19 protein-coding genes are annotated in these 18,413 nt (G+C 71.1%); 7 read left to right on the top strand and 12 right to left on the bottom strand.

Annotated elements, in window-relative coordinates:
- Window positions 1-49: 49 nt before the first annotated feature.
- Window positions 50-601: a serine O-acetyltransferase EpsC gene (gene epsC, locus AB0E94_RS25145; RefSeq protein WP_360330136.1), complete on the top strand. Its 552-nt coding sequence runs from the start codon at window positions 50-52 to the stop codon at window positions 599-601.
- Window positions 598-1,518, top strand: coding sequence for a cysteine synthase A (gene cysK, locus AB0E94_RS25140; protein WP_360330133.1), 921 nt, complete (start codon window positions 598-600; stop codon window positions 1,516-1,518). Before epsC ends, cysK begins: the two co-directional genes overlap by 4 nt.
- A gap of 49 nt (window positions 1,519-1,567) precedes the next feature.
- Here cysK and AB0E94_RS25135 read toward each other — a convergent pair whose 3' ends face one another.
- Entirely contained in the window at window positions 1,568-2,056 is a 489-nt protein-coding gene (locus tag AB0E94_RS25135; protein WP_360330131.1) for a hypothetical protein, read from the bottom strand.
- 132 nt (window positions 2,057-2,188) lie between these two features.
- On the opposite strand from AB0E94_RS25135, the gene AB0E94_RS25130 reads away from it, so the two are divergent.
- Together AB0E94_RS25130 and AB0E94_RS25125 are read left to right on the top strand one after the other, a co-directional pair.
- Entirely contained in the window at window positions 2,189-3,310 is a 1,122-nt protein-coding gene (locus AB0E94_RS25130; RefSeq protein ID WP_360330128.1) for a hypothetical protein, read from the top strand.
- 726 nt (window positions 3,311-4,036) lie between these two features.
- Window positions 4,037-6,391: an EAL domain-containing protein gene (locus tag AB0E94_RS25125; RefSeq protein ID WP_360330125.1), complete on the top strand. Its 2,355-nt coding sequence runs from the start codon at window positions 4,037-4,039 to the stop codon at window positions 6,389-6,391.
- On the opposite strand, the gene mnhG is transcribed toward AB0E94_RS25125, so the two are convergent.
- The 7 genes from mnhG to AB0E94_RS25090 are packed head-to-tail and all read right to left on the bottom strand — an operon-like array spanning window position 6,354 to window position 13,067.
- Window positions 6,354-6,713 carry a monovalent cation/H(+) antiporter subunit G gene (gene mnhG, locus AB0E94_RS25120; protein WP_360330122.1) on the bottom strand — a complete coding sequence of 120 codons (360 nt, stop codon included), beginning with the start codon at window positions 6,711-6,713 and terminating at the stop codon, window positions 6,354-6,356. The two genes, AB0E94_RS25125 and mnhG, sit on opposite strands and share 38 nt — an antisense overlap.
- Window positions 6,710-7,069 (bottom strand): monovalent cation/H+ antiporter complex subunit F, encoded by a 360-nt coding sequence (locus tag AB0E94_RS25115; protein WP_360330119.1) that lies wholly within the window; start codon window positions 7,067-7,069, stop codon window positions 6,710-6,712. Before AB0E94_RS25115 ends, mnhG begins: the two co-directional genes overlap by 4 nt.
- Window positions 7,069-7,716, bottom strand: coding sequence for a Na+/H+ antiporter subunit E (locus AB0E94_RS25110; RefSeq protein ID WP_360330117.1), 648 nt, complete (start codon window positions 7,714-7,716; stop codon window positions 7,069-7,071). The genes AB0E94_RS25115 and AB0E94_RS25110 overlap by 1 nt, the downstream gene beginning before the upstream one ends.
- Window positions 7,716-9,203, bottom strand: coding sequence for a Na+/H+ antiporter subunit D (locus AB0E94_RS25105; RefSeq protein WP_360330114.1), 1,488 nt, complete (start codon window positions 9,201-9,203; stop codon window positions 7,716-7,718). Before AB0E94_RS25105 ends, AB0E94_RS25110 begins: the two co-directional genes overlap by 1 nt.
- Window positions 9,200-9,622 (bottom strand): Na(+)/H(+) antiporter subunit C, encoded by a 423-nt coding sequence (locus tag AB0E94_RS25100; RefSeq protein WP_360330111.1) that lies wholly within the window; start codon window positions 9,620-9,622, stop codon window positions 9,200-9,202. The genes AB0E94_RS25105 and AB0E94_RS25100 overlap by 4 nt, the downstream gene beginning before the upstream one ends.
- Entirely contained in the window at window positions 9,619-12,588 is a 2,970-nt protein-coding gene (locus AB0E94_RS25095; protein ID WP_360330108.1) for a Na+/H+ antiporter subunit A, read from the bottom strand. The genes AB0E94_RS25100 and AB0E94_RS25095 overlap by 4 nt, the downstream gene beginning before the upstream one ends.
- The gene (locus AB0E94_RS25090; RefSeq protein WP_360330105.1) at window positions 12,582-13,067 is read right to left on the bottom strand and encodes a TrkA C-terminal domain-containing protein; all 486 of its coding nucleotides are present in this window, start codon (window positions 13,065-13,067) and stop codon (window positions 12,582-12,584) included. Before AB0E94_RS25090 ends, AB0E94_RS25095 begins: the two co-directional genes overlap by 7 nt.
- Window positions 13,068-13,363: 296 nt before the next feature.
- Here AB0E94_RS25090 and AB0E94_RS25085 point away from each other — a divergent pair, with 296 nt between their 5' ends.
- Window positions 13,364-14,398: a HAMP domain-containing sensor histidine kinase gene (locus AB0E94_RS25085; protein WP_360330102.1), complete on the top strand. Its 1,035-nt coding sequence runs from the start codon at window positions 13,364-13,366 to the stop codon at window positions 14,396-14,398.
- Window positions 14,391-15,053 (top strand): response regulator transcription factor, encoded by a 663-nt coding sequence (locus AB0E94_RS25080; protein ID WP_360330099.1) that lies wholly within the window; start codon window positions 14,391-14,393, stop codon window positions 15,051-15,053. Before AB0E94_RS25085 ends, AB0E94_RS25080 begins: the two co-directional genes overlap by 8 nt.
- A 5-nt stretch (window positions 15,054-15,058) precedes the next feature.
- Here AB0E94_RS25080 and AB0E94_RS25075 read toward each other — a convergent pair whose 3' ends face one another.
- From AB0E94_RS25075 to AB0E94_RS25060, 4 genes are all read right to left on the bottom strand, one after another.
- Complete coding sequence (locus AB0E94_RS25075; RefSeq protein WP_360330096.1) at window positions 15,059-15,610, bottom strand: TetR family transcriptional regulator; 552 nt, start codon at window positions 15,608-15,610, stop codon at window positions 15,059-15,061.
- On the bottom strand, window positions 15,607-15,933 hold the full coding sequence (locus tag AB0E94_RS25070; RefSeq protein ID WP_360330094.1) for a multidrug efflux SMR transporter: 327 nt from the start codon (window positions 15,931-15,933) through the stop codon (window positions 15,607-15,609). Before AB0E94_RS25070 ends, AB0E94_RS25075 begins: the two co-directional genes overlap by 4 nt.
- Window positions 15,934-15,990: 57 nt before the next feature.
- Complete coding sequence (locus AB0E94_RS25065) at window positions 15,991-16,446, bottom strand: hypothetical protein (protein ID WP_360330090.1); 456 nt, start codon at window positions 16,444-16,446, stop codon at window positions 15,991-15,993.
- Window positions 16,447-16,615: 169 nt separating this feature from the next.
- Window positions 16,616-16,798, bottom strand: coding sequence for a hypothetical protein (locus AB0E94_RS25060; protein WP_360330087.1), 183 nt, complete (start codon window positions 16,796-16,798; stop codon window positions 16,616-16,618).
- A gap of 409 nt (window positions 16,799-17,207) precedes the next feature.
- Here AB0E94_RS25060 and AB0E94_RS25055 point away from each other — a divergent pair, with 409 nt between their 5' ends.
- Window positions 17,208-18,398: an MFS transporter gene (locus AB0E94_RS25055; protein WP_360330085.1), complete on the top strand. Its 1,191-nt coding sequence runs from the start codon at window positions 17,208-17,210 to the stop codon at window positions 18,396-18,398.
- Window positions 18,399-18,413 lie beyond the last annotated feature (15 nt).

The raw sequence follows: 18,413 nt of genomic DNA, 5'->3' as shown, positions 1-18,413 counted from the left end.
TGCCACCGTGAGGCCAGCTCTCCGCCCCGCTCATCCCGAGGAAAGTTCCGTGCTGGAAGACATCCGCGCCTACTGCCGGCGTGACCCCGCCCTGTACGGGATCAAGGTGGCCGAAGTGCTGCTCTATCCCGGTCTCTGGGCGCTCTGGGGCCACCGGGCCGCCCACCTGCTGCACCGGGCCCACCTTCCGTTCCTGCCCCGATTCGTGTCCCAGCTGATGCGGTTCCTCACCGGCATCGAGATCCACCCGGGCGCGGTGATCGGCCGCCGGCTGTTCATCGACCACGGGGCCGGGGTGGTGATCGGCGAGACCGCCCGGATCGGCGACGACGTCACCATGTACCACCAGGTCACCCTCGGCGGGCGGGGCTGGCAGCGGGACGCCAAGGGCAGCCGCCGTCACCCGGAGGTGGGAGATCGGGTCACCCTAGGGGTGGGCGCCACCGTCCTCGGCCCGGTCAGCATCGGCGACGACGCCGAGATCGGCGCTCTCGCGCTGGTCGTCGCCGATATTCCGGCCGGGGCCCGGGTGCGCGCCCCGGCCGCCGAGACTGTTCCATCAACACCGACCGCCGGCACCAACGCAGGAGTGGGGAAATGATCTACAACGACGTCACCGAGCTGATCGGCCGGACTCCGATGGTGCGGCTGACCCGGTTCGAGCCCGGTCTGCCGGCCAGACTGATCGCCAAACTCGAATCGGCCAACCCCGGCGGCAGCGTCAAGGACCGGATCGCCCTCGCCATGATCGAGGCGGCTGAGGCCACCGAGGAACTGCGCCCCGGTTCGGCGATCGTCGAGGCGACCAGCGGCAACACCGGCATCGGCCTGGCTCTGGTGGCGGCCGCGCGAGGCTACCGCCTCACGCTGACCATGCCGGACAGCATGAGCGCCGAGCGGCGGGCGCTTCTTCTGGCGTACGGGGCGCAACTGGTCCTGACCCCCGCGGCCGAGGGCATGAAGGGCGCCGTGGCCAAGGCTCTGGAGATCGCCGAGGAGCAGCGCGCCTGGCTGCCCATGCAGTTCGACAACCCGGCGAACCCGGATGTGCACCGGCGCACCACCGCGCTGGAGATCTGGAACGACACCGACGGCCAGGTGGACCTGTTCGTCGGCGGGGTCGGCACCGGCGGCACGATCACCGGCGTCGGGCAGATCCTCAAGGAGAAGCAGCCCGACCTGCGTGTCTACGCGGTCGAGCCGGACGAGTCACCGGTGCTGTCCGGCGGGGTGTCGGGGATGCACGGCATCCAGGGCATCGGCGCCGGGTTCGTGCCCGAGGTGCTCGACCCGACCATCTACGACGAGGTCTTCCGGGTGACCGTGGAGCAGGCGCGGGAGGCGGGGCGGCAGCTGGCCCGTACCGAAGGGATTCTCGCCGGAGTGTCCAGCGGCGCCGCGCTGCATGCCGCACGGGAGCTGGCGTGGCGGGCCGAGAACGTCGGCAAGACCATCGTGGTGGTGCTGCCGGACACCGGCGAGCGTTACCTCAGCACCCCGCTGTTCTCCACGCCGTGATCGGGTGCGACCGGCCCGGCGCGTATCGCGCGCCGGGCCGGTCGTTGCGTCAGTAGTTGGTGGTGACGCCGGCCTTCTTGCAGGCGGCGTTGAGGTCCTTGCCGGCCTTCGCGGAGTCGGCGTTGTCGAGCGCGGCGGTCGGGTCCTTGGCCGCGGCGGCCTCGGTCGCCTGCGAGGAGATGACCTTCACGGCCTTCGCCACCTCGCTGGTGCCGCCCTCGGTCGCCTTGTCGAGCTGCTTCGCCATGTCGGCCAGGATCGTCTGCTGGTCGGCCGGCTTGAGGTCGCCGGTGGTCTTGTAGATGGTCTCCATGGCCTTCTTCATCGAGTCGCTCGCCTTGTTGGCGGCCTCGCAGATCTCCTTGTCGGAGAGCGCGGCGGCGGCCGGCGGGGTGGTCGCCTCGGTGGTGGCGGCGGGCGCCGCGGCGGTGGTGGCGGTCGGCTGGGCGGAGGTGGTGGGGGCCTCCTCCGAGCAGGCGGCGACGGAGAAGGCAAAAACGCCGGCAAGCGCGGCGCTGAGGATTCGCTTGGTGATCACCGCCAGAAGCTAGTTGATCAACTTTCGGAAGATCAACCCCGTAGGCAACACCTTGGTCACGACAGGCTGAACATCCTGGTCACGGCCCGGGGCATGGAGCACGATCGATCGTACGATCGATGCGGGGGTGCCGTGCGTAAGGCGTTGTCGTTACTCGTCACGGTGCTCGCCGGGCTCCTGCTCGCCGGGTGTCCGGGTGATTCCGCCGAACCGCTGGAGTACCGGGTCGGTGTCGCCCGGATCGGCGACGACTACCACCTGTTCGCGCCGGTCTGCCCCGGCGACAAGCTGTCCGGAGTGGAGGTCGGCGGCCCGTCGCTCGCCGAGGCCCGGTCCGGCGCCGCCCACGCCTGGTGGTCGGCGTCCCGCCCGGCGGATCCGGCGGCCTCGCCACTCGAATTCGTCGTGCTCGGTGACGACAGCCCGTTCCAGCGCGTGGCCGTGCCGGCCGGCAGCAATCCGATGCGTCCGGCGCTGCCCGCCGACTTCCGGGTGAGTGCCGGATACACCGATGGGTACGGCGCCGGGTACCAGAAGTCGATGTCCCTCCAGTTGGCCGCGGTGCCCGCGTACCCGGCCGGCACCGATCCGCGGCGGGTGCGGTTCCTGACCCGGCCGCTCGACGGCATGGGCGACCTGGCCGGGCCGGAGGAGATCCGCAGCCACTCCGACTGTGCGGCGGCCGCCGAGACGCCACTCCGGCAGACGGCCGACTCGATGCGGTCCGACGCGCCCGCCCGCGGCGACCGGGCGATGCTCGACCGGGAGGCGATCGCCGGGCTGACACCGCTTGCGATCGAGGCCGCCACCAGCGAGGACGTCGCCGCCCATCTCTGCGGCAACGGGCCCGGGTTCGGGGCGCTGGTCGCCGCTTTCGGCCAGGAACGGATCTGGCGGGAGGCGGATTTCGACGTCGACACCGGCGGTGAGGTGCGTCAGTTCACCGGGGCGTACGGGCGGATCACCGCGGGCGAGGCCATCGGGCAGGTCGACGGGCGGTTCGGCTGCGCCCACTACGACGACGGCGGCATCGGGTATTCCGGGTCGCATCGGGTCGGTCTTCCCACTCTCTCGGGTGCCGACCGGCAACTGCTCTACTGCGAGGAGTCCGAGCACAGTGCCGGGCGGTGCACTCTGCTGCTGGCCAGGGGCGACGTCCTCAGCCGGGTTGTCGTGCAGGCGGCCGACGTCGAACAGGCCGAGACGTCCGTGCGGGCGCTGGCCGATGACGCGGTTGCCGCACTGTCCCGCTGACAGCGATCCGGTCCGGGTTGAGCCCGCTGGGAACGCGTTGCGAGGTCACCGGTCTGTTGGTGGCATTCCGGTTCGGTTCGGGGTGTTTGGGGACGTGTTGCGAGGTCGCCGGTCTGGTGGCGGCAACCCGGTTCGGTTTGGGGTGTTTGGGGGTATGTCGGGCCGGCGGTGGCTCGGTGGTGGCATTCCGGGTCGGCCTTGGGCTGGCGGGAACGGGCCGCGACCGCGGCGACCACGCCGTGGATGACGCCGGCCGTCCCGATCAGGATCGTCGCCATCCGCGCGCCGTAGGCGGCCGTGCCGACACCCGCGACGATCACGAACGGCAGCGCCGCCCAGCCGACCGTCTGCGCCGCGCCCACCTCGACTGCCGCGGCCAGGATGATCCAGCAGGCCAGGCAGTACACCGGATGCCACCAGCCGGCCACCGCGACCAGCCCGAACGCGATCGCACCGGCCGAGATCACCAGGTGGGCGACGGCCCGGCTCACGGCAGGGTCGTGCCACTTCCGGCAACGCCGGTGCCGGGCCCCACCTGACCGTCCGTATCCCATCGCCGCCGATGCTTGCGGCACTCGATGGACGCCCTGTTGACAGCCGCTCGCCGACCCGGGCGCCGTTCGGCATCCGCTCCGCGATCAGGCCTGGTCCGGCGGCAGGCGCTCAGTCTGGCCCGGTTCCGGCCGATCTGGGTCCCGGAAGGTGCCGACGGGCGAGAGGCCGACAATGCGTGGATCCGACGACACCCCGGGTCCGCAGCGACGGGACCGGGCGCTGGCCGTACCCCTGATCATGGGTCTTGCCGCCCTGGCGGCCGTGCTCGCCTGGCTGACCTGGGGCTATCCGCGATATGTGCTCCTCGGCAACGCGGGCGGCACGGTGATCGCGCTGTGCGGCACCATCGCCTGCTACCGGGTCAGCCGCCTGGCGGTCGACCAGCCGGTGTCCGCGTTCTGGCGGTTGTGGGCCGGATCCGCGGCCGCCCTGCTGGTCAGCACCCTGGGCGCGGCTGTCGCGGCGCTCCGCGGCGACCCCGACATGCCGCCCTACGAGGCCGCGTCGAACGTGGTGAGCCTGGTCCTCGCGATGATCGCGTTCCGGCACGTGCCGATCACCTCCCGAACCCGGCTCGACTGGGCCCGGCTGCTGCTCGACGGGGCCGCGGTGATCGTCGCCGGCACCGTCTTCTTCGGCTATGTCGTGCTGCGAACCGTCCCCGGCAGCACCCCGCTCACCACCCGGGCCGCCGTCGGTGTGGTGGGCATCTGCTGCCTGCTCGGCCTGGTGATCTTCAGCCGGGCAGCGATGAGCCCGGCCGGGCGCGTCGACCCGCTCGCGCTCGGCATCCTGGCCTTCGAACCGGTGGTCGGTCTGGCCACCGTTCTCGCGTTCCTGGCCGGCAACGACCTCAGCGTGGTGGTGGTGTCCTACCTCGGATACCCGCTCGTGGGTCTCGGCATGACCCTGGCCGCGTTCCGGCAGAGCCGGGTCGTCAACGTGCCGCCGCGACATCTGCGCTGGTCCTTCGCCGACCCACTGCAATTCCTGTCGGTCGCGGTCACCGCGGTCCTGGTCATCATCGTGTCCGCCCGCGATCTCGACCTCCGCGGCCAGGCCGTGATCGTCGGCGCCGTCCTGATCGCCTCGATCATCGTGTTCCGGCAGTTGCTCAGTCTCCGCGAGAACAACCGGGCGCTCCGCGGCATCCGCCGTCAACAGCACGAACTCGAACGTCTCGCCCTCACCGACAACCTCACCGGCCTCGCCAACCGCACCGGTTTCCTCGTCGAACTCACCGAACGCCTGGAAGCCGGCCAGCCCTCCACCGCCATCTTCATCGACATCGACGACTTCAAGATGGTCAACGACACGCTCGGCCCGGCCGCCGCCGACCAGTTGCTGCGCCAGGTCGCCGAGCGCCTGCACGACAGCGCCGGCCCAGACGAGTGCCTGGCCCGGCTCGGCGGCGACGAGTTCGCCGTCCTGCTGCCCACCGGCCGGCCCGCCGCCGCCGAGGCCGCAGCCACCCGGCTGCAAGCCACCATCGGGCGGCCGGTGCACGCGGGTGAACAGCAGTTCCTCCTGCATGCCAGCGTCGGCATCGCGGTCGCCGAGAGCGGTGAGACCGCCGACGAGGTGCTGCGCAACGCGGACATCGCGCTCTACGCGGCCAAGGAGTCCGGCAAGGCTTCCTGGGTGCGGTTCGAACCGCGCATGCGCCACGACATGACCGCCCACGCCCGGCTCGCCGGTGAACTCCACGACGCCATCCTCGGCGGCCAGTTGCGGCTGCTCTACCAGCCCGTTTACGACCTGGTCACCGGTCGGATGCACGGCTGCGAGGCGCTGGTCCGATGGCAGCATCCGGACCGCGGATTCGTCTCGCCCGCCGACTTCATCCCGGTCGCCGAACGCTCCGGCCTCATCGTTCCCCTCGGCGCCTGGGTGCTCCGGGAGGCATGCGGGCAGCTCGCCGAATGGCGTGCGACCCTCGGCCCGGACGCGGTCGAGGCGGTCAACGTCAACGTGGCGGTCCGTCAGCTCCGGGAGAGCGGCTTCGTCGACGAGGTCGCCGCCGTCCTCAGCGACACCGGGCTCCAACCACGCAACCTGATCATCGAGGTGACCGAGTCGTCGGTTGCCGACGGGCCGCAGGTCACCGAGGCGCTGGAAGCCCTGCACGAGATGGGGGTACGGCTGGCCCTCGACGACTTCGGAACCGGGCAATCCTCCCTCAGTCTCCTCCGCGCTTTCCCGGTCGACGTGCTGAAGCTGGACAAATCGTTCGTCGACGGCATCGCCGACGGGGCTGACCGGGGACGTCTCGCGGTCGCCGCCGCGGTCGCTCAACTCGTGGAGTATTTGCAGCTCAAGGCGGTGGCTGAGGGCATCGAGAGCGAGGCGCAGCTGTCGCGCCTGCGGGACATGGGTTACCGGTACGGCCAGGGCTACTTCATGGCGAAGCCGCTGCCACCGGCGGAGTGCGGCGCCCGCATGACACAACCCATGGGGTACGCCCAACCGAACACCCCGATACCAGCGGCTATCTCCGGCCCTCATCCCGCACCACCTCCATCGTGAGTTCGTCGGCGAGCAGCAGGTCGCGCCGGAACAGCCGGGCCCGGTAGGCCGCCCGGCCCACCATGTGCGCCGCCACGGGTGCGGTGACCAGCTGGAACACGCCGACCAGAACCAGCGTCGTGATGTCGACGGCCGTGCCCAGCCGGATGGCCGTGCCGGCCAGGATCAACAGCAGCCCGAGGACCTGTGGCTTGGTCGCCGCATGCATCCGGGACAGCAGATCGGGAAAACGCAGCAGCCCGACACCCGCGGCCAGGCTCAGCAACGCCCCACCGAGCAGGCACGCCCCGGCAACCGCATCGAGCACAGCCGTGACAGTCATCCGCGAACCTCCGGTGCCGGCTCCTGATCCCCGGCCGAACGCGGGATGCCCGGCCGATCGGGAGCACCCGGCGCCGCGGGGGACCGGGCGACTTCCGCCCGTGCGACCGGATCGGCGAACCGGGCCACCGCGACCGACCCGGCCGCGCCGAGCAGCGACAGCCCGAGCAGGATCGGCAGGCCGGTGGCGTCGCGGCTGTAGGCGGCCTCGGTGGCGATCGCGCACACGGTGATGGCGAGCAGCACGTCGGTGCCCACGATCCGGTCGAGAGTCGACGGCCCCCGAATGATCCGCACCAGGGCCATCCCGGCCGCGGCGGCCAGGAACACGGCGGCGATGGCGGCGACGACTGTCATCACTCTCCTCCCTCGTTCGATCCGGCTTCCTTCGATCCGGCTTCGTTCGATCCGGCTTCGTTCGATCCGGCTCTGTTCGATCCGGCTTTGTTCGATCCGGCTTCGTTCGATCCGACAGCTTCGGAATCGGCGGTGAGCAGCCTGATCTCGGCGTCCGAGCCGACCGCCCGGACGATGCGTTCCTCGAGTTCGCGCACGTCCCGCCGGAATCGGGCGATGTCCTCCGGCCCGGACACGTCGAACACGTGGATGTAGAGGATTCCCGCGGCCCGGTCCAGGTCGACGATCAGGCTCCCCGGAACCAGGGACACCGCCTCCGCACACAGGGTCAGATGCAGATCCGACCGCACGGCCAGCCGGACCGCGAGGACCGCGCTGCGCGGCACCCGCCGCCCGGCGAGCGCCGTCCACGCGAGCTGGGAACTGGCCACCACCAGATCGATCAGGAACCGCATCGCGAACCGGGCCAGCCCGCCCGCCCGAAGCCGGCCGGCGAAGGTCACCGGTGGCAGCGGGAACACGGCCAGCACCAGCACCGACACCAGCAGCCCGCCGAGGAGCGTGAGCCAGGACAGCACGCCCCACAACAGCATCCACACCACGGTGAGGGCGGCGACCGCGAGGACCCGGTCCCGGGCGCGGCCCATCACGGCAGCACCGCCTCGACATACGGGGTCCGCTCGAGCAGATCCCCGGCGACCGTGTCGGTGAGCGCATACAACGGCCCGGCAGCCAGGGTGAGCAGCACCCCGGCAGCGACCAGCGCCGCGGTCGGCGTGACCATCAGGCGCGGCGACCGCAGCGGCGTCGCGTCCGGGGAGACCGGGGAACGCCAGAACGCCAGGTTCCACACCCGGGCCAGGGCGTACAGAGTGAGCAGGCTGGTCAGCGCGGACCCGCCGACGAGCAGCCAGGACAGCACGGCCCCGTCGTCCACACCGGCCTGGATGAGCCCGAGTTTGCCGAGGAACCCGGAGAACGGTGGTATCCCGGCCAGGTTGAGCGCGGGCAGGAAGAACAGGATCGCCAGCACCGGCGCGGTTCGTGCCAGCCCGCCCAGCCGGTCCAGCGCGGTGCTGCCGCCGCGCCGCTCGATCAGCCCCGCCACCAGGAACAACGTCGTCTGCACGATGATGTGGTGGAGGGTGTAGAAGACGGCCGCGGCGATCCCGGCCCGCGACGCCAGACCCACCCCGAACAGCAGATAGCCGATGTGGCTGACCAGCGTGAACGACAGCAGCCGTTTCAGATCGGACTGGGCGACCGCGCCGAGGATGCCGACGACCATGGTGGACAGCGCCGCCACCATCAGCAGGTCGGCGACCCGCCCGCCGGGGAAGAGCAACGTCTCGGTACGGATGATCGCGTACACCCCGACCTTGGTGAGCAGCCCCGCGAACACCGCCGTGACCGGTGCCGGAGCGGTCGGGTAGCTGTCCGGCAGCCACGCCGACAGCGGGAAGATCGCTGCCTTGATGCCGAAGGCGAGCAGCAGCATGCCCTGGAGCACCATGCGCACGCCGTCGGGCAGGGCGTCGAGCCGGCCGACGAGCTGCGCCATGTTGAGCGTGCCGGTGGCCGCGTAGATCAGCCCGATCCCGGCCAGGAAGATGACCGACGACAGCAGGCTCACCACGACGTATGTCGTCCCGGCCCGGATCCGGTTCTCCGTGCCGCCCAGCGTGATCAGCACATAGCTGGCGGCCAGCAGGATCTCGAACCCGACATACAGGTTGAACAGGTCGCCGGAGAGGAACGCGTTGGTGACGCCGGCGGTGAGGATCAGATAGGTCGGGTGGTAGACCGACAGCGGATGTTCCTCGTCGCCGTCGGCGCCGCCCTGCCCGATGGAGTAGAGCAGCACGCACAGCGTCACCGCGGCGGACACGACGAGCATCAGGGTGGCGAGCTGGTCGGCGACGAGCACGATGCCCAGCGGCACGGGCCAGCCGCCGACCGCCACGACCAGAGGCCCGTCGGCGGAGAGCACCAGCAGGACGGCCGACACCACCAGGGTGGCGGTCAGCACGCTTACGCTGATCGCCCGCTGCACCCGGGGCCGCCGGAACATCAGCAGCGTCGTCGCCGCCCCGAGCAGCGGCATGATCACGGGAAGGGGCACGAGCCAGGTCACGCACGCACCTCCACGGTCTCGGTCTCGTCGGCGTCGAGGTCTTCGGCGTCCGATCCCTCGTCGCGTTCGGCGAGCTCGCGAACCCGGCGGTCCTCGGCGTCGTCCTGCACCTCGTCGTGCCCGCTCAACCGCCAGCTGCGGTAGGCCAGGGCCAGCAGGAACGCGGTCATCCCGAGCGTGATCACGATGGCGGTGAGGATCATCGCCTGGGGCAGCGGATCGGTCATCTCCGCCGGGTCTGCGGTCCCGACGATCGGCGGCGAACCGGGCTGCGCGGCCGCGAGCACGAGCAGGTTGGCGCCGTTGCCGAGCAGCATGACGCCCAGCAGCACCCGGGTCAGGGTGCGTTCCAGCAGCAGGATCGTCCCGGCGGCGAACAGCACACCCACCGCGATCAGCAGCACGATGCTCGGTCTCATACCAGCTCCTCCTGAGGCCGTCTCTCGTGTTCGGTCCGTGGTCCGGTGTCCTCCCGGGTGGCCATCGCGTGCCGGTCCACCTCCGCGCCGAGGCTCCGCAGCACGTCCAGCACCAGCCCGACGACGATCAGATAGACACCGATGTCGAACACCGTCGACGTGACCAGGTGCAGGTCGCCGAGCAGTGGCAGGTGCAGGTCGAGGACCGCGCTCTGTAGCACCTGGCCACCGGCGACCAGCGCCGCGGCGCCGCTGCCGACCGCGACCAGCAGCCCGGCGCCGAGGACCGCCCCGGCGTCGACAGGTGCGGCGGCGGCCAGCTCGTAACGCCCGCCGGCCAGATACCGCACGATCAGCGCCAGGCCCGCGACGAGTCCTCCGGTGAATCCGCCGCCAGGCGTGTCGTGCCCGGTGAACAGCAGATACACCGACAGGAGCACGATGATGTGGAACAACAGCCGGGTGACCACTTCGAGCATCGTCGACCGCCGCCCGGCCTCCACGGTGTGCCCGGCCATCAGCCACACCGGCTCGTCTCGCGGTGGCTCGGACGGTGTCTCCACCGGCCCGCGCCGGTTCAGCCGCTGCGCGCGCCGGAAGATCAGGCTGGCCACTCCGGTCGCCACCGCGACCAGCACCGCGACCTCGCCCATCGTGTCCCACGCCCGGATGTCGACCAGGATCACGTTGACGATGTTGTGGCCGCCGCCGTAGGGCACGACCAGTTCCGGATAGGCCTCCGACACCGGCGCCGCCTGCCGTGCCGACACGGCGAGATAACCGGCGCCGGCCATCACCGTGCCCACCGCGACACCGATGCCGACCCGGATCCGGCGCCGCCACGACCCCGGCCGCTGCGAGAAGTGACTCGGCAACCGGCGCAGCACCAGCACCACCATGACCAGCGTGACCGTCTCCACCAGGAACTGGGTGAGCGCCAGGTCGGGCGCGCCGTGCAACAGGAAGACTCCCGCGTTGGCGTATCCGGTCACACCGACGAGGATCACCGCGGTCAGCCGTCGCCGGGCCGGCACCGCGAACACCGCGGCGACGACCGACACCGCCACCGGCACCAGATGCAGCGGCGTGTCCCACACCCGGAACGCGGTCTGCTCGGGCCAGCCGACCACCATCGCCGGCCCGGCGGTCGCGATCAGCACGATCAGGATCACGGCCAGGTAGAACGGCAGCGAACCACGTTGCGTCGCCCCGGTGACCTCGACGGCGAGCCGATCCATTCCGGTCATCACCCGCTCATAGACCCCGCCGCCGGCTCGTGGCCCGGCCCGTCCGGCCGGCATCAGCCGGAACAGCGCCAGCCCGCCGGCGACGACGAGAACGGACAGGGCGAGCGGCACACCGGGCCCGTGCCACAGCGCGAGGTGGGCGACACTCCCGGCTTCTTCAAACCCTCGGTGGTACGGCGAGAGCGCCCCCTCGACCACACCGGCCAGACACCCCGCCAGCAGCCCGGCGAAGGCGAGCACGGTGGGTGCGAGCAGCAACAACCCGGCGGGCGCGGACACGGTCGGCGCCGGTGCGTCACCCGCCGGCTCCTCATGTCGGATTGTCCTGGCATCCGCCCGGTCCGTAGGCCGGCTTGTCCCGCCATCCGCCCGCTCCTCCTGCCGGCTCGTCCTGTCGCCTGCCCGCTCCGTGGTCTCGGTCGTGCCGGGTCCGTGTTTCGTGGCGAAGGCGCCCCACAGGAACCGGGTCGTGTAGGCCACTGTCAGGACGGAGCCGGCCACCACGCCGCCCAGGGTCAGCAGACCGGCTGTCCCGCCGTCGAGCAGCGCGGCGAACACGGCCTCCTTCCCGACGAATCCGATCGCCGGAGGCAGGCCCGCCATCGACGCGACGGCCGTCACCGCGACGCCTGCCAGCACCGGCGCCCGACGGCCCAGGCCCTGAAGGCGGCGCAGGTCACGGGTGCCCGTCGTCTTGTCGATGACCCCGACGACCAGGAACAGCGACGACTTGAACAGGGCGTGCGCCAGCAGCATCACCACCCCGGCCAGCGCTGCGCCCGCCGTGCCGAAACCGAGGACCGCCGTCAGCAGACCCAGCTGGCTGACCGTGCCGTACGCCAGAAGAAGTTTGAGATCGTCTTGGAAGAGGGCCGCCCAGCCACCCACGAGCATCGTGACCAGGCCCAGACCCACGGCGATGAACTGCCAGACGGACGCCGCCGGCCCGCCTGCGGTGGCGATCATCGGCGCGAACCCGGCGACCAGGAACACCCCGGCCTTCACCATCGCCGCCGCGTGCAGATAGGCGCTGACCGGTGTCGGCGCGGCCATCGCCGCGGGCAGCCAGAAGCTGACCGGGAAGATCGCCGACTTGGACAGCGCGCCGCACAGGATCAGCACCACCGCGACCACCAGCAGCGGGCCGCTCGGCAGCGCGGACGCGATCTGCGACCAGCGGTAGCCACCGGCGTGCTGGCCCAGGATCACGATGCCGACCAGCATCGCCAAGCCACCCGCGGTCGTGACGATCAGGGCCTGGAGCGCGGCCCGCCGGTTGGGCCGGGCCGTCCCGGTGTGCCCGATCAACAGATACGAGAAGACGGTCGTCAGCTCCCAGAACACATACATGAGCAGCAGGTCGTCGCTGACCACCAGGCCCAGCATCGCCCCGGCGAATCCGGTGAACACCGCCGCGAACCGGCCGAGCCCCGGCGTGCCCGCCGTGAAATAGCGAGCGCAGTAGACCAGCACGAGAGCACCGACCCCGCCGACCAGCAGCACCAGCAGCCAGGACAGGGTGTCGACCCGGAACGCCAGGCTCAGCCCGAGGCCGGGCACCCATGGGTGGATCCACTCACCGGCACGATTCACCACCGCCCAGCCGAAGACGGCCAGAGGCGCCGTCGCCAGCAGGTAGAACGCGCGCGGCCCCAGGAAACGGACCAGCGCCGGTGCGAGCAGAGCGGCGACCAGGTGCGCGGCCAGCAGGATCAGCACGGCTCGGCCAGCAGGTCGTGCAGGCGGGCCAACGCCGGCGAGCTGCCGACGGCGAGCAGCACGTCGTCGGCCTGCAGTTTCAGCGCGGGGTCCGGGTGGGGGAGCACCCGGGCCCCGCGGATCACGGCGACGACGTCGGCGCCGTGTGGCGTGGCGAGTGGCCGGTCCGTATATGCCGAACCGGCCGGCACCCGGATCCGGACCGCCAGCGCCCCGCCGGTGGGGGCCATGTCGTAGGGCAACGCCGGCCCGCCGACATGATCGAGGACGACGGTGGTGTGCAGGACATCGGCCACCAGATGCGCCTCCGCGGCGCACAACAGCACCGCGCCGGCCACCCGATCCGGCTCGGCCGGGTCGTAGATCGCCAGGTCACGGCACCCGTCCGGGCGCACCACGATGGCCAGCCGATCCCCGTCCCGGGTGGTCAGCAGATGGGACACGCCGACTCCGGGCAGACCGATCCGTTCCAGCGTCATCGCGGCACCTCCTGCTCGTTCCTGCACGACCTCCATCCAAGCCAGCGAAGCCGCCGGCGACCATCCGGCCAGCTCTCCATTCGGGGTGCGGGCTGCCACCCATTTCGCGTTCGGTTACCCGAACACTGAATGGGTGGCCGCCCGTATGGACGGTCGGCACGCGGATTGGGCACGCTGGGCCGGTCATCCCGTTCGGCTTCTCGGCGCGGGGCGGGTGGATCGGACACGTGACTTGGCCGGGTGACCGGCGGATGGGTGCGAAGGTGGAGGAAACACCGGCGAGGAGGACACAGCGGTTGTCCCTGTTCTGGCGGATCTTCCTGCTCAACGCGGCGGTTGTTGCGGCGGCGTTCGCGCTGCTCATGGTCGGCCCGTTCACCGTCTCCACGCCGGTGTTGCTGACCGAGGCGATGATCCTCAGCGCAGTCCTGGTGGTGATGCTGGTCGCCAACGCGGGCCTGCTGCGGTTCGGGCTGGCGCCGCTGGAGCGGCTCGCCCGCACCATGAGCACGGTCGACCTGCTGCGCCCCGGCCATCGGCTCGCCGTCACCGGCCGCAGCGGCATCGCCGACCTGATCCGCAGCTTCAACACCATGCTCGACCGGCTGGAGGCGGAGCGCGCGGCCAGTGCGGCCCGTGCCCTGTCGGCGCAGGAGGCCGAGCGCCAGCGGCTCGCCCAGGAGTTGCACGACGAGGTGGGGCAGACCCTCACCGCGGTGCTGCTGGAGCTGAAACGGGTCGCCGACCACGCGCCCGAGCCGGTGTCCGGCGAGGTCCGGCAGGTGCAGGAGACGGTCCGTAACGGGCTCGACGAGATCCGCCGCATCGCCCGCCGGCTACGACCAGGTGTTCTCGAGGAGCTGGGCCTGGCCAGCGCGCTCAAATCGCTGGCCGGCGAGTTCTCGACACCGGGGGTCACCGTCCGCCGCACCATCGACGGCGATCTGCCGGGCCTGGGGAAGGAGACGGAGCTGGTGCTCTACCGGGTCGCGCAGGAGTCACTGACCAACACGGCCCGCCACTCCGGGGCGCGGCAGGTGTTGCTGAGCCTCTCCTACCTGCCGGGCTCGTCCTTCACCGGCCGCCCGTCCCCAGTGGCGCCCGGCCCGGCTGGACCGGGACCGGCACCGGGATCGTCGCTCGGGATGGTCGAGTTGCGTATCCGGGACGACGGCCGAGGCGTGGCCGGGGCGCCGGAGGGCGCCGGGCTGCGGGGCATGCGCGAGCGCGCGCTGCTGATCGGCGCTGATCTCACCGTCGGCCCAGCCCCGGGCCGGGGTACCGAAGTCGTGCTGCGAGTGCCGCTCGGCGGAGAGGAACACTATGACTGACCGCGGGCCCGCCCGCATCCTGCTCGCCGATGATCATGCTCTGGTGCGGCGCGGGGTGCGGCTGATCCTCGACAGCGAACCGGACCTGACCGTGGTGGCCGAGGCCTCCGACGGTGCCGAGGCGGTTGTTCAGGCCCGCGCGGAACGGCCTGACCTGGCGATCCTCGACATTGCCATGCCGCGGCTCACCGGCCTCCAGGCGGCCCGTGAGCTGTCCCGGCTCCTGCCCGACATGCGCATCCTGATCCTGACCATGTACGACAACGAGCAGTACTTCTTCGAGGCGCTCAAGGCCGGAGCGTCCGGCTACGTGCTCAAGTCGGTCGCTGACCGGGACCTGGTCGAGGCCTGCCGGGCCGCTGTCCGGGGCGAGCCGTTCCTGTATCCGGGGGCTGTCAACGCCCTGATCCGTAACTATCTGGAGCGGGTGGCTGACGGCGAGGACCCGGCCTCCGGCCGCACCATCACCGACCGGGAGGAGGAGGTGCTGAAACTGGTCGCCGAGGGCCACTCGTCCAAAGAGATCGCCGACCTGCTGGTGATCAGCGTCAAGACGGTCGAGCGCCACCGGTCCAACCTGCTACAGAAACTGGGCCTCCGCGACCGTCTCGAATTGACCCGGTATGCGATCCGTGCCGGCCTGATCGAGCCGTGACCCGCTCATGAACTCAGTTTGCGGATCGCGGCAGTCAATCGTTCGGCGTCCAGTTCCGTGTCGCTCACCAGGGCCTGAAGGATGAATCCGTCCAGCAGGGCGCAGATGTCCCGGGCGGTGGAGATCCCGACGGTGGCGATCAGGGTCTCCGGGATGTCGTTCAGCCACGCCTCGGCCAGCGGGCGCAGGGCTTCGCTGCGGGCCGCCGTCACGAACAGCTCGTACTCGATACGGACCTGGCGGCGGTCGGCCAGGTACTCCTGCACCAGTTGGGTCAGGGCTTCGGGCATGTCGGGGGCTTCGCGCAGGCGCTCGTCCCAGGCTTGCAGCTCGGTCTTCAGCGTGTCCAGCGCGTGCCGCAGGCCAGCCGCGATGAGGTCGTCGAGTGTGGGGTAGTAGTAGGTCGTCGCACCCAGGGGCAGGCCGGCGCGGGCCGCCACCGCGCGATGGGTGGTGCGGCCCACGCCGTTCTCGGCTACGACCTCCATGGCGGCTGCGGCCAGGGCTGCCTTGCGGGCCTCCGGGTCACGGGCGCGCTGGGGGCGGCGAGCGGTCAATGGGCGCCGCTGGTGTTGAGATTGAGCATCACGACTCCGCCGATGATGAGGGCAATGCCCGCCACCTTAACTGTCGTGAGTGGTTCGCCGAGGAAGACCGCGCCGATCGCGACGATCGCGGCGGTGCCGACTCCCGACCAGATCGCGTAGGCGACACCCACTTCGATGCTCTTGACGGCCTGTGCGAGGAGGACGAACGACGCTACGTATCCGGCGAGGACGGCGAGGGTGGGCCAGAGGCGGGTGAAGCCGTCGGTGCTTTTCATGAGGGCGGTGGCGACGAGTTCGGCGGCGATCGCGATGAACAGGAACAGGTAGTGCACGGTGGGCCTTCGATCTTAACTTGTACGGATGTACAAGTACGATCGTACAAGAAGGCGTCAGGTCACGGCCAGCGCGATGAAGCCCACTCCGATCGCGCCGCAGAGCAGGCCCAGGCCGATGACCAGCAGGGTCACCTGCCATGCCTGGTAGGCGCCGAGCAGCGCGCCCCGCAGCGTCTCGCCCATGAACGCGGTCTCGCGGAGCTTGCCCAGCTTTTCATCGTTCTTGGAGTTCTGGCACTCGGCGGCTATCTCCGCATACGTGCGCCCGCCGGTGGCCGCGGCCACGTGCTCGGCGATCAGGTCGGAGTAGGCGCGGGCCTCGGCGCCGGTGCGGACCGGCCGGCCGGCATACGCGCCGAGTGTCGCCGGCAGGCCCGACGGCGGGAACGAGATCCGTTGCTGTTCGAGTTCGTGGGTGACACCGCGGCGCCCGGCGAGTCCCTGGAAGATCATGATCGGGGCGGCGGCGAGCAGGGCCAGGCCGACCAGCCCGAGAATGGTCTGCGTCATGCCGCCGAGTCTCCTGCGGTGAACTCCCCATCAGGCAGGGCCGGACGTCCCCAGCCGCCGGGACGGCCGCACGCCTCGCCCACCGGACCTCAGCCGCCGGGACGGCCGCGCGCCTCGCCCACCGGACCTCGGCCGCCGGGGCGACTGCGCGGTGTTGTTTGCTCGGGTCTCAGCCGCCGGGGCGGCCGCACGGCGCGCCTATGGACAGTTCCACCAGGGCGTCCTCGCCGGTGGGCGCGGTGATCCGGATGGGGACGCAATCGGCCTCGGCGACCCAGATGCCGCCGGCGAAGACCGACCACGCCGCGCCGTCCGGGCAGGCGAACCCGTACCGCGGTGGCCGGTTCGACATCGGTGTCGCCCCACCTCAGCCGGGCCCGATCGGCCCATCCGGGCAGCAGGCTCAGATCGACGGCCGCGCCGGTCCGGACCAGCAGCCCCCACTTGGCGAACAGCCGCGTCGGGCCGTCACCCGGGTGCTGGGGGACCGGTTCCAGCACCCGATCACTCGCCGGAACCGCCACCACGCCGGCGACCTCCCGATACGAGTCGCCGGGATCGTCCTCCCGGTCGACCGCGTCCGCGCATCCGACGACCGGCCCGGCCGTCGAAACGCCTGTCGGCGGCACCGAAGGCGGCGGATCCAGGTTGCCGGGATCGTCACCGCAGCCGGCGGTTCCGGCCATCAAGATCAGGGCAATCATCGTTCGTACGATCGCCATGCCCTGATTTTGTCAGAGGGTCCGTCTAATGTGCCCGGCATGGACCCCGCGCACCGTGGCCGGATCGCCACCTCCCTGATCTTCCTGATGTTCGGGGCTGCTCTCGGGGTGTGGACGGCCCGGATCCCAGCGGTCAAGGCGACGCTCGGCCTGAGCGATGGGCGGCTCAGCATCGCGCTGCTGGCCTTCGCCGCCGGCTGCATCACCGGGATGGCCCTGATCGGCCGCCTGACCGACCGTTTCGGCAGCTCACGAGTGCTCGTCCCGGCCGCCCTGCTGGAGGGTGCGCTGCTGATCCCACCAGCGCTCGCCGGCGGGCTGGTGACGCTCGGCGTGGCGCTGTTCGTCTTCGGGGCCGTGCACGGCACGTTGAACATCGCGATGAACGCCAACGCCGCCGAGGTCGAGAGGGCACACGGCCGGCCGATCATGGCGTCGTTCCACGCGCTCTACAGCATCGGCGGGTTCCTCGGCGCGATCACCGGCAGCCTGTTCGCGCACGCCGGGCTCAGCGTCGCGACGACCCTGATCAGCGTGGGGCTTGTCGCGGTGGCGCTGGCCGCTCTGGCGTCACGGTGGGTGCTGCCGTCGTCCCCAGCCGCCGTGCACCTGACCGATTCCGACGATCGGGGCGCGGCCGGCCGCCGGTCGTTGCTGGTCCTCTTCGGGGTCGTCGTCCTCTGCACCCTGGTCGGCGAGGGCGCCGCCGCCGACTGGAGCGCGGTCTACCTCCGTGACGACCTGGGCACGTCGGAGGGCTTCGCGGCATATGGCTACGCGGCCTTCGCGATCATGATGACGGCCGGGCGTCTCGTGGGTGACCGGGTCGCCGGCCGGTTCGGTTCGGTGACCCTGATCCGGGCCAGCGGCCTGATCGCCGCGGCGGGGCTCGGTTTGGGTCTGCTGATCGGTCATCCGCTGGCCGGAGTGGCCGGGTTCGGCCTGCTGGGCCTCGGGGTGTCGTGCGTCGCGCCGCAGTTCTTCTCCGCCGCGGCGGGCGTGGACCCGAGCCGTGCCGGGCAGGCCCTGTCGACGGTCGTGAGCATCGGCTACGTCGGTTTCCTGCTCGGCCCGATTGCGATCGGCGCGGCCGCCACAGCCGTCGGGCTGCCCACGGCGCTGTGGATCCCGGTGGCGCTGGCGTTTTTCGTCACGCTGAGCGCCGGCAGTATCCGGGTAGCGCGACGGCCCGACGCCCTGAGTGGCGAGCGACCAGCCGGCGCCGCCTGACCGCGTAGGCCCGAG

This window comes from Actinoplanes sp. NPDC026670 (genome assembly GCF_040638175.1).
Lineage (GTDB): Bacteria > Actinomycetota > Actinomycetes > Mycobacteriales > Micromonosporaceae > Actinoplanes.
The sequence above is the reverse complement of the archived record's forward strand: the minus strand, read 5'-3'. Positions and strand labels throughout refer to the sequence as shown.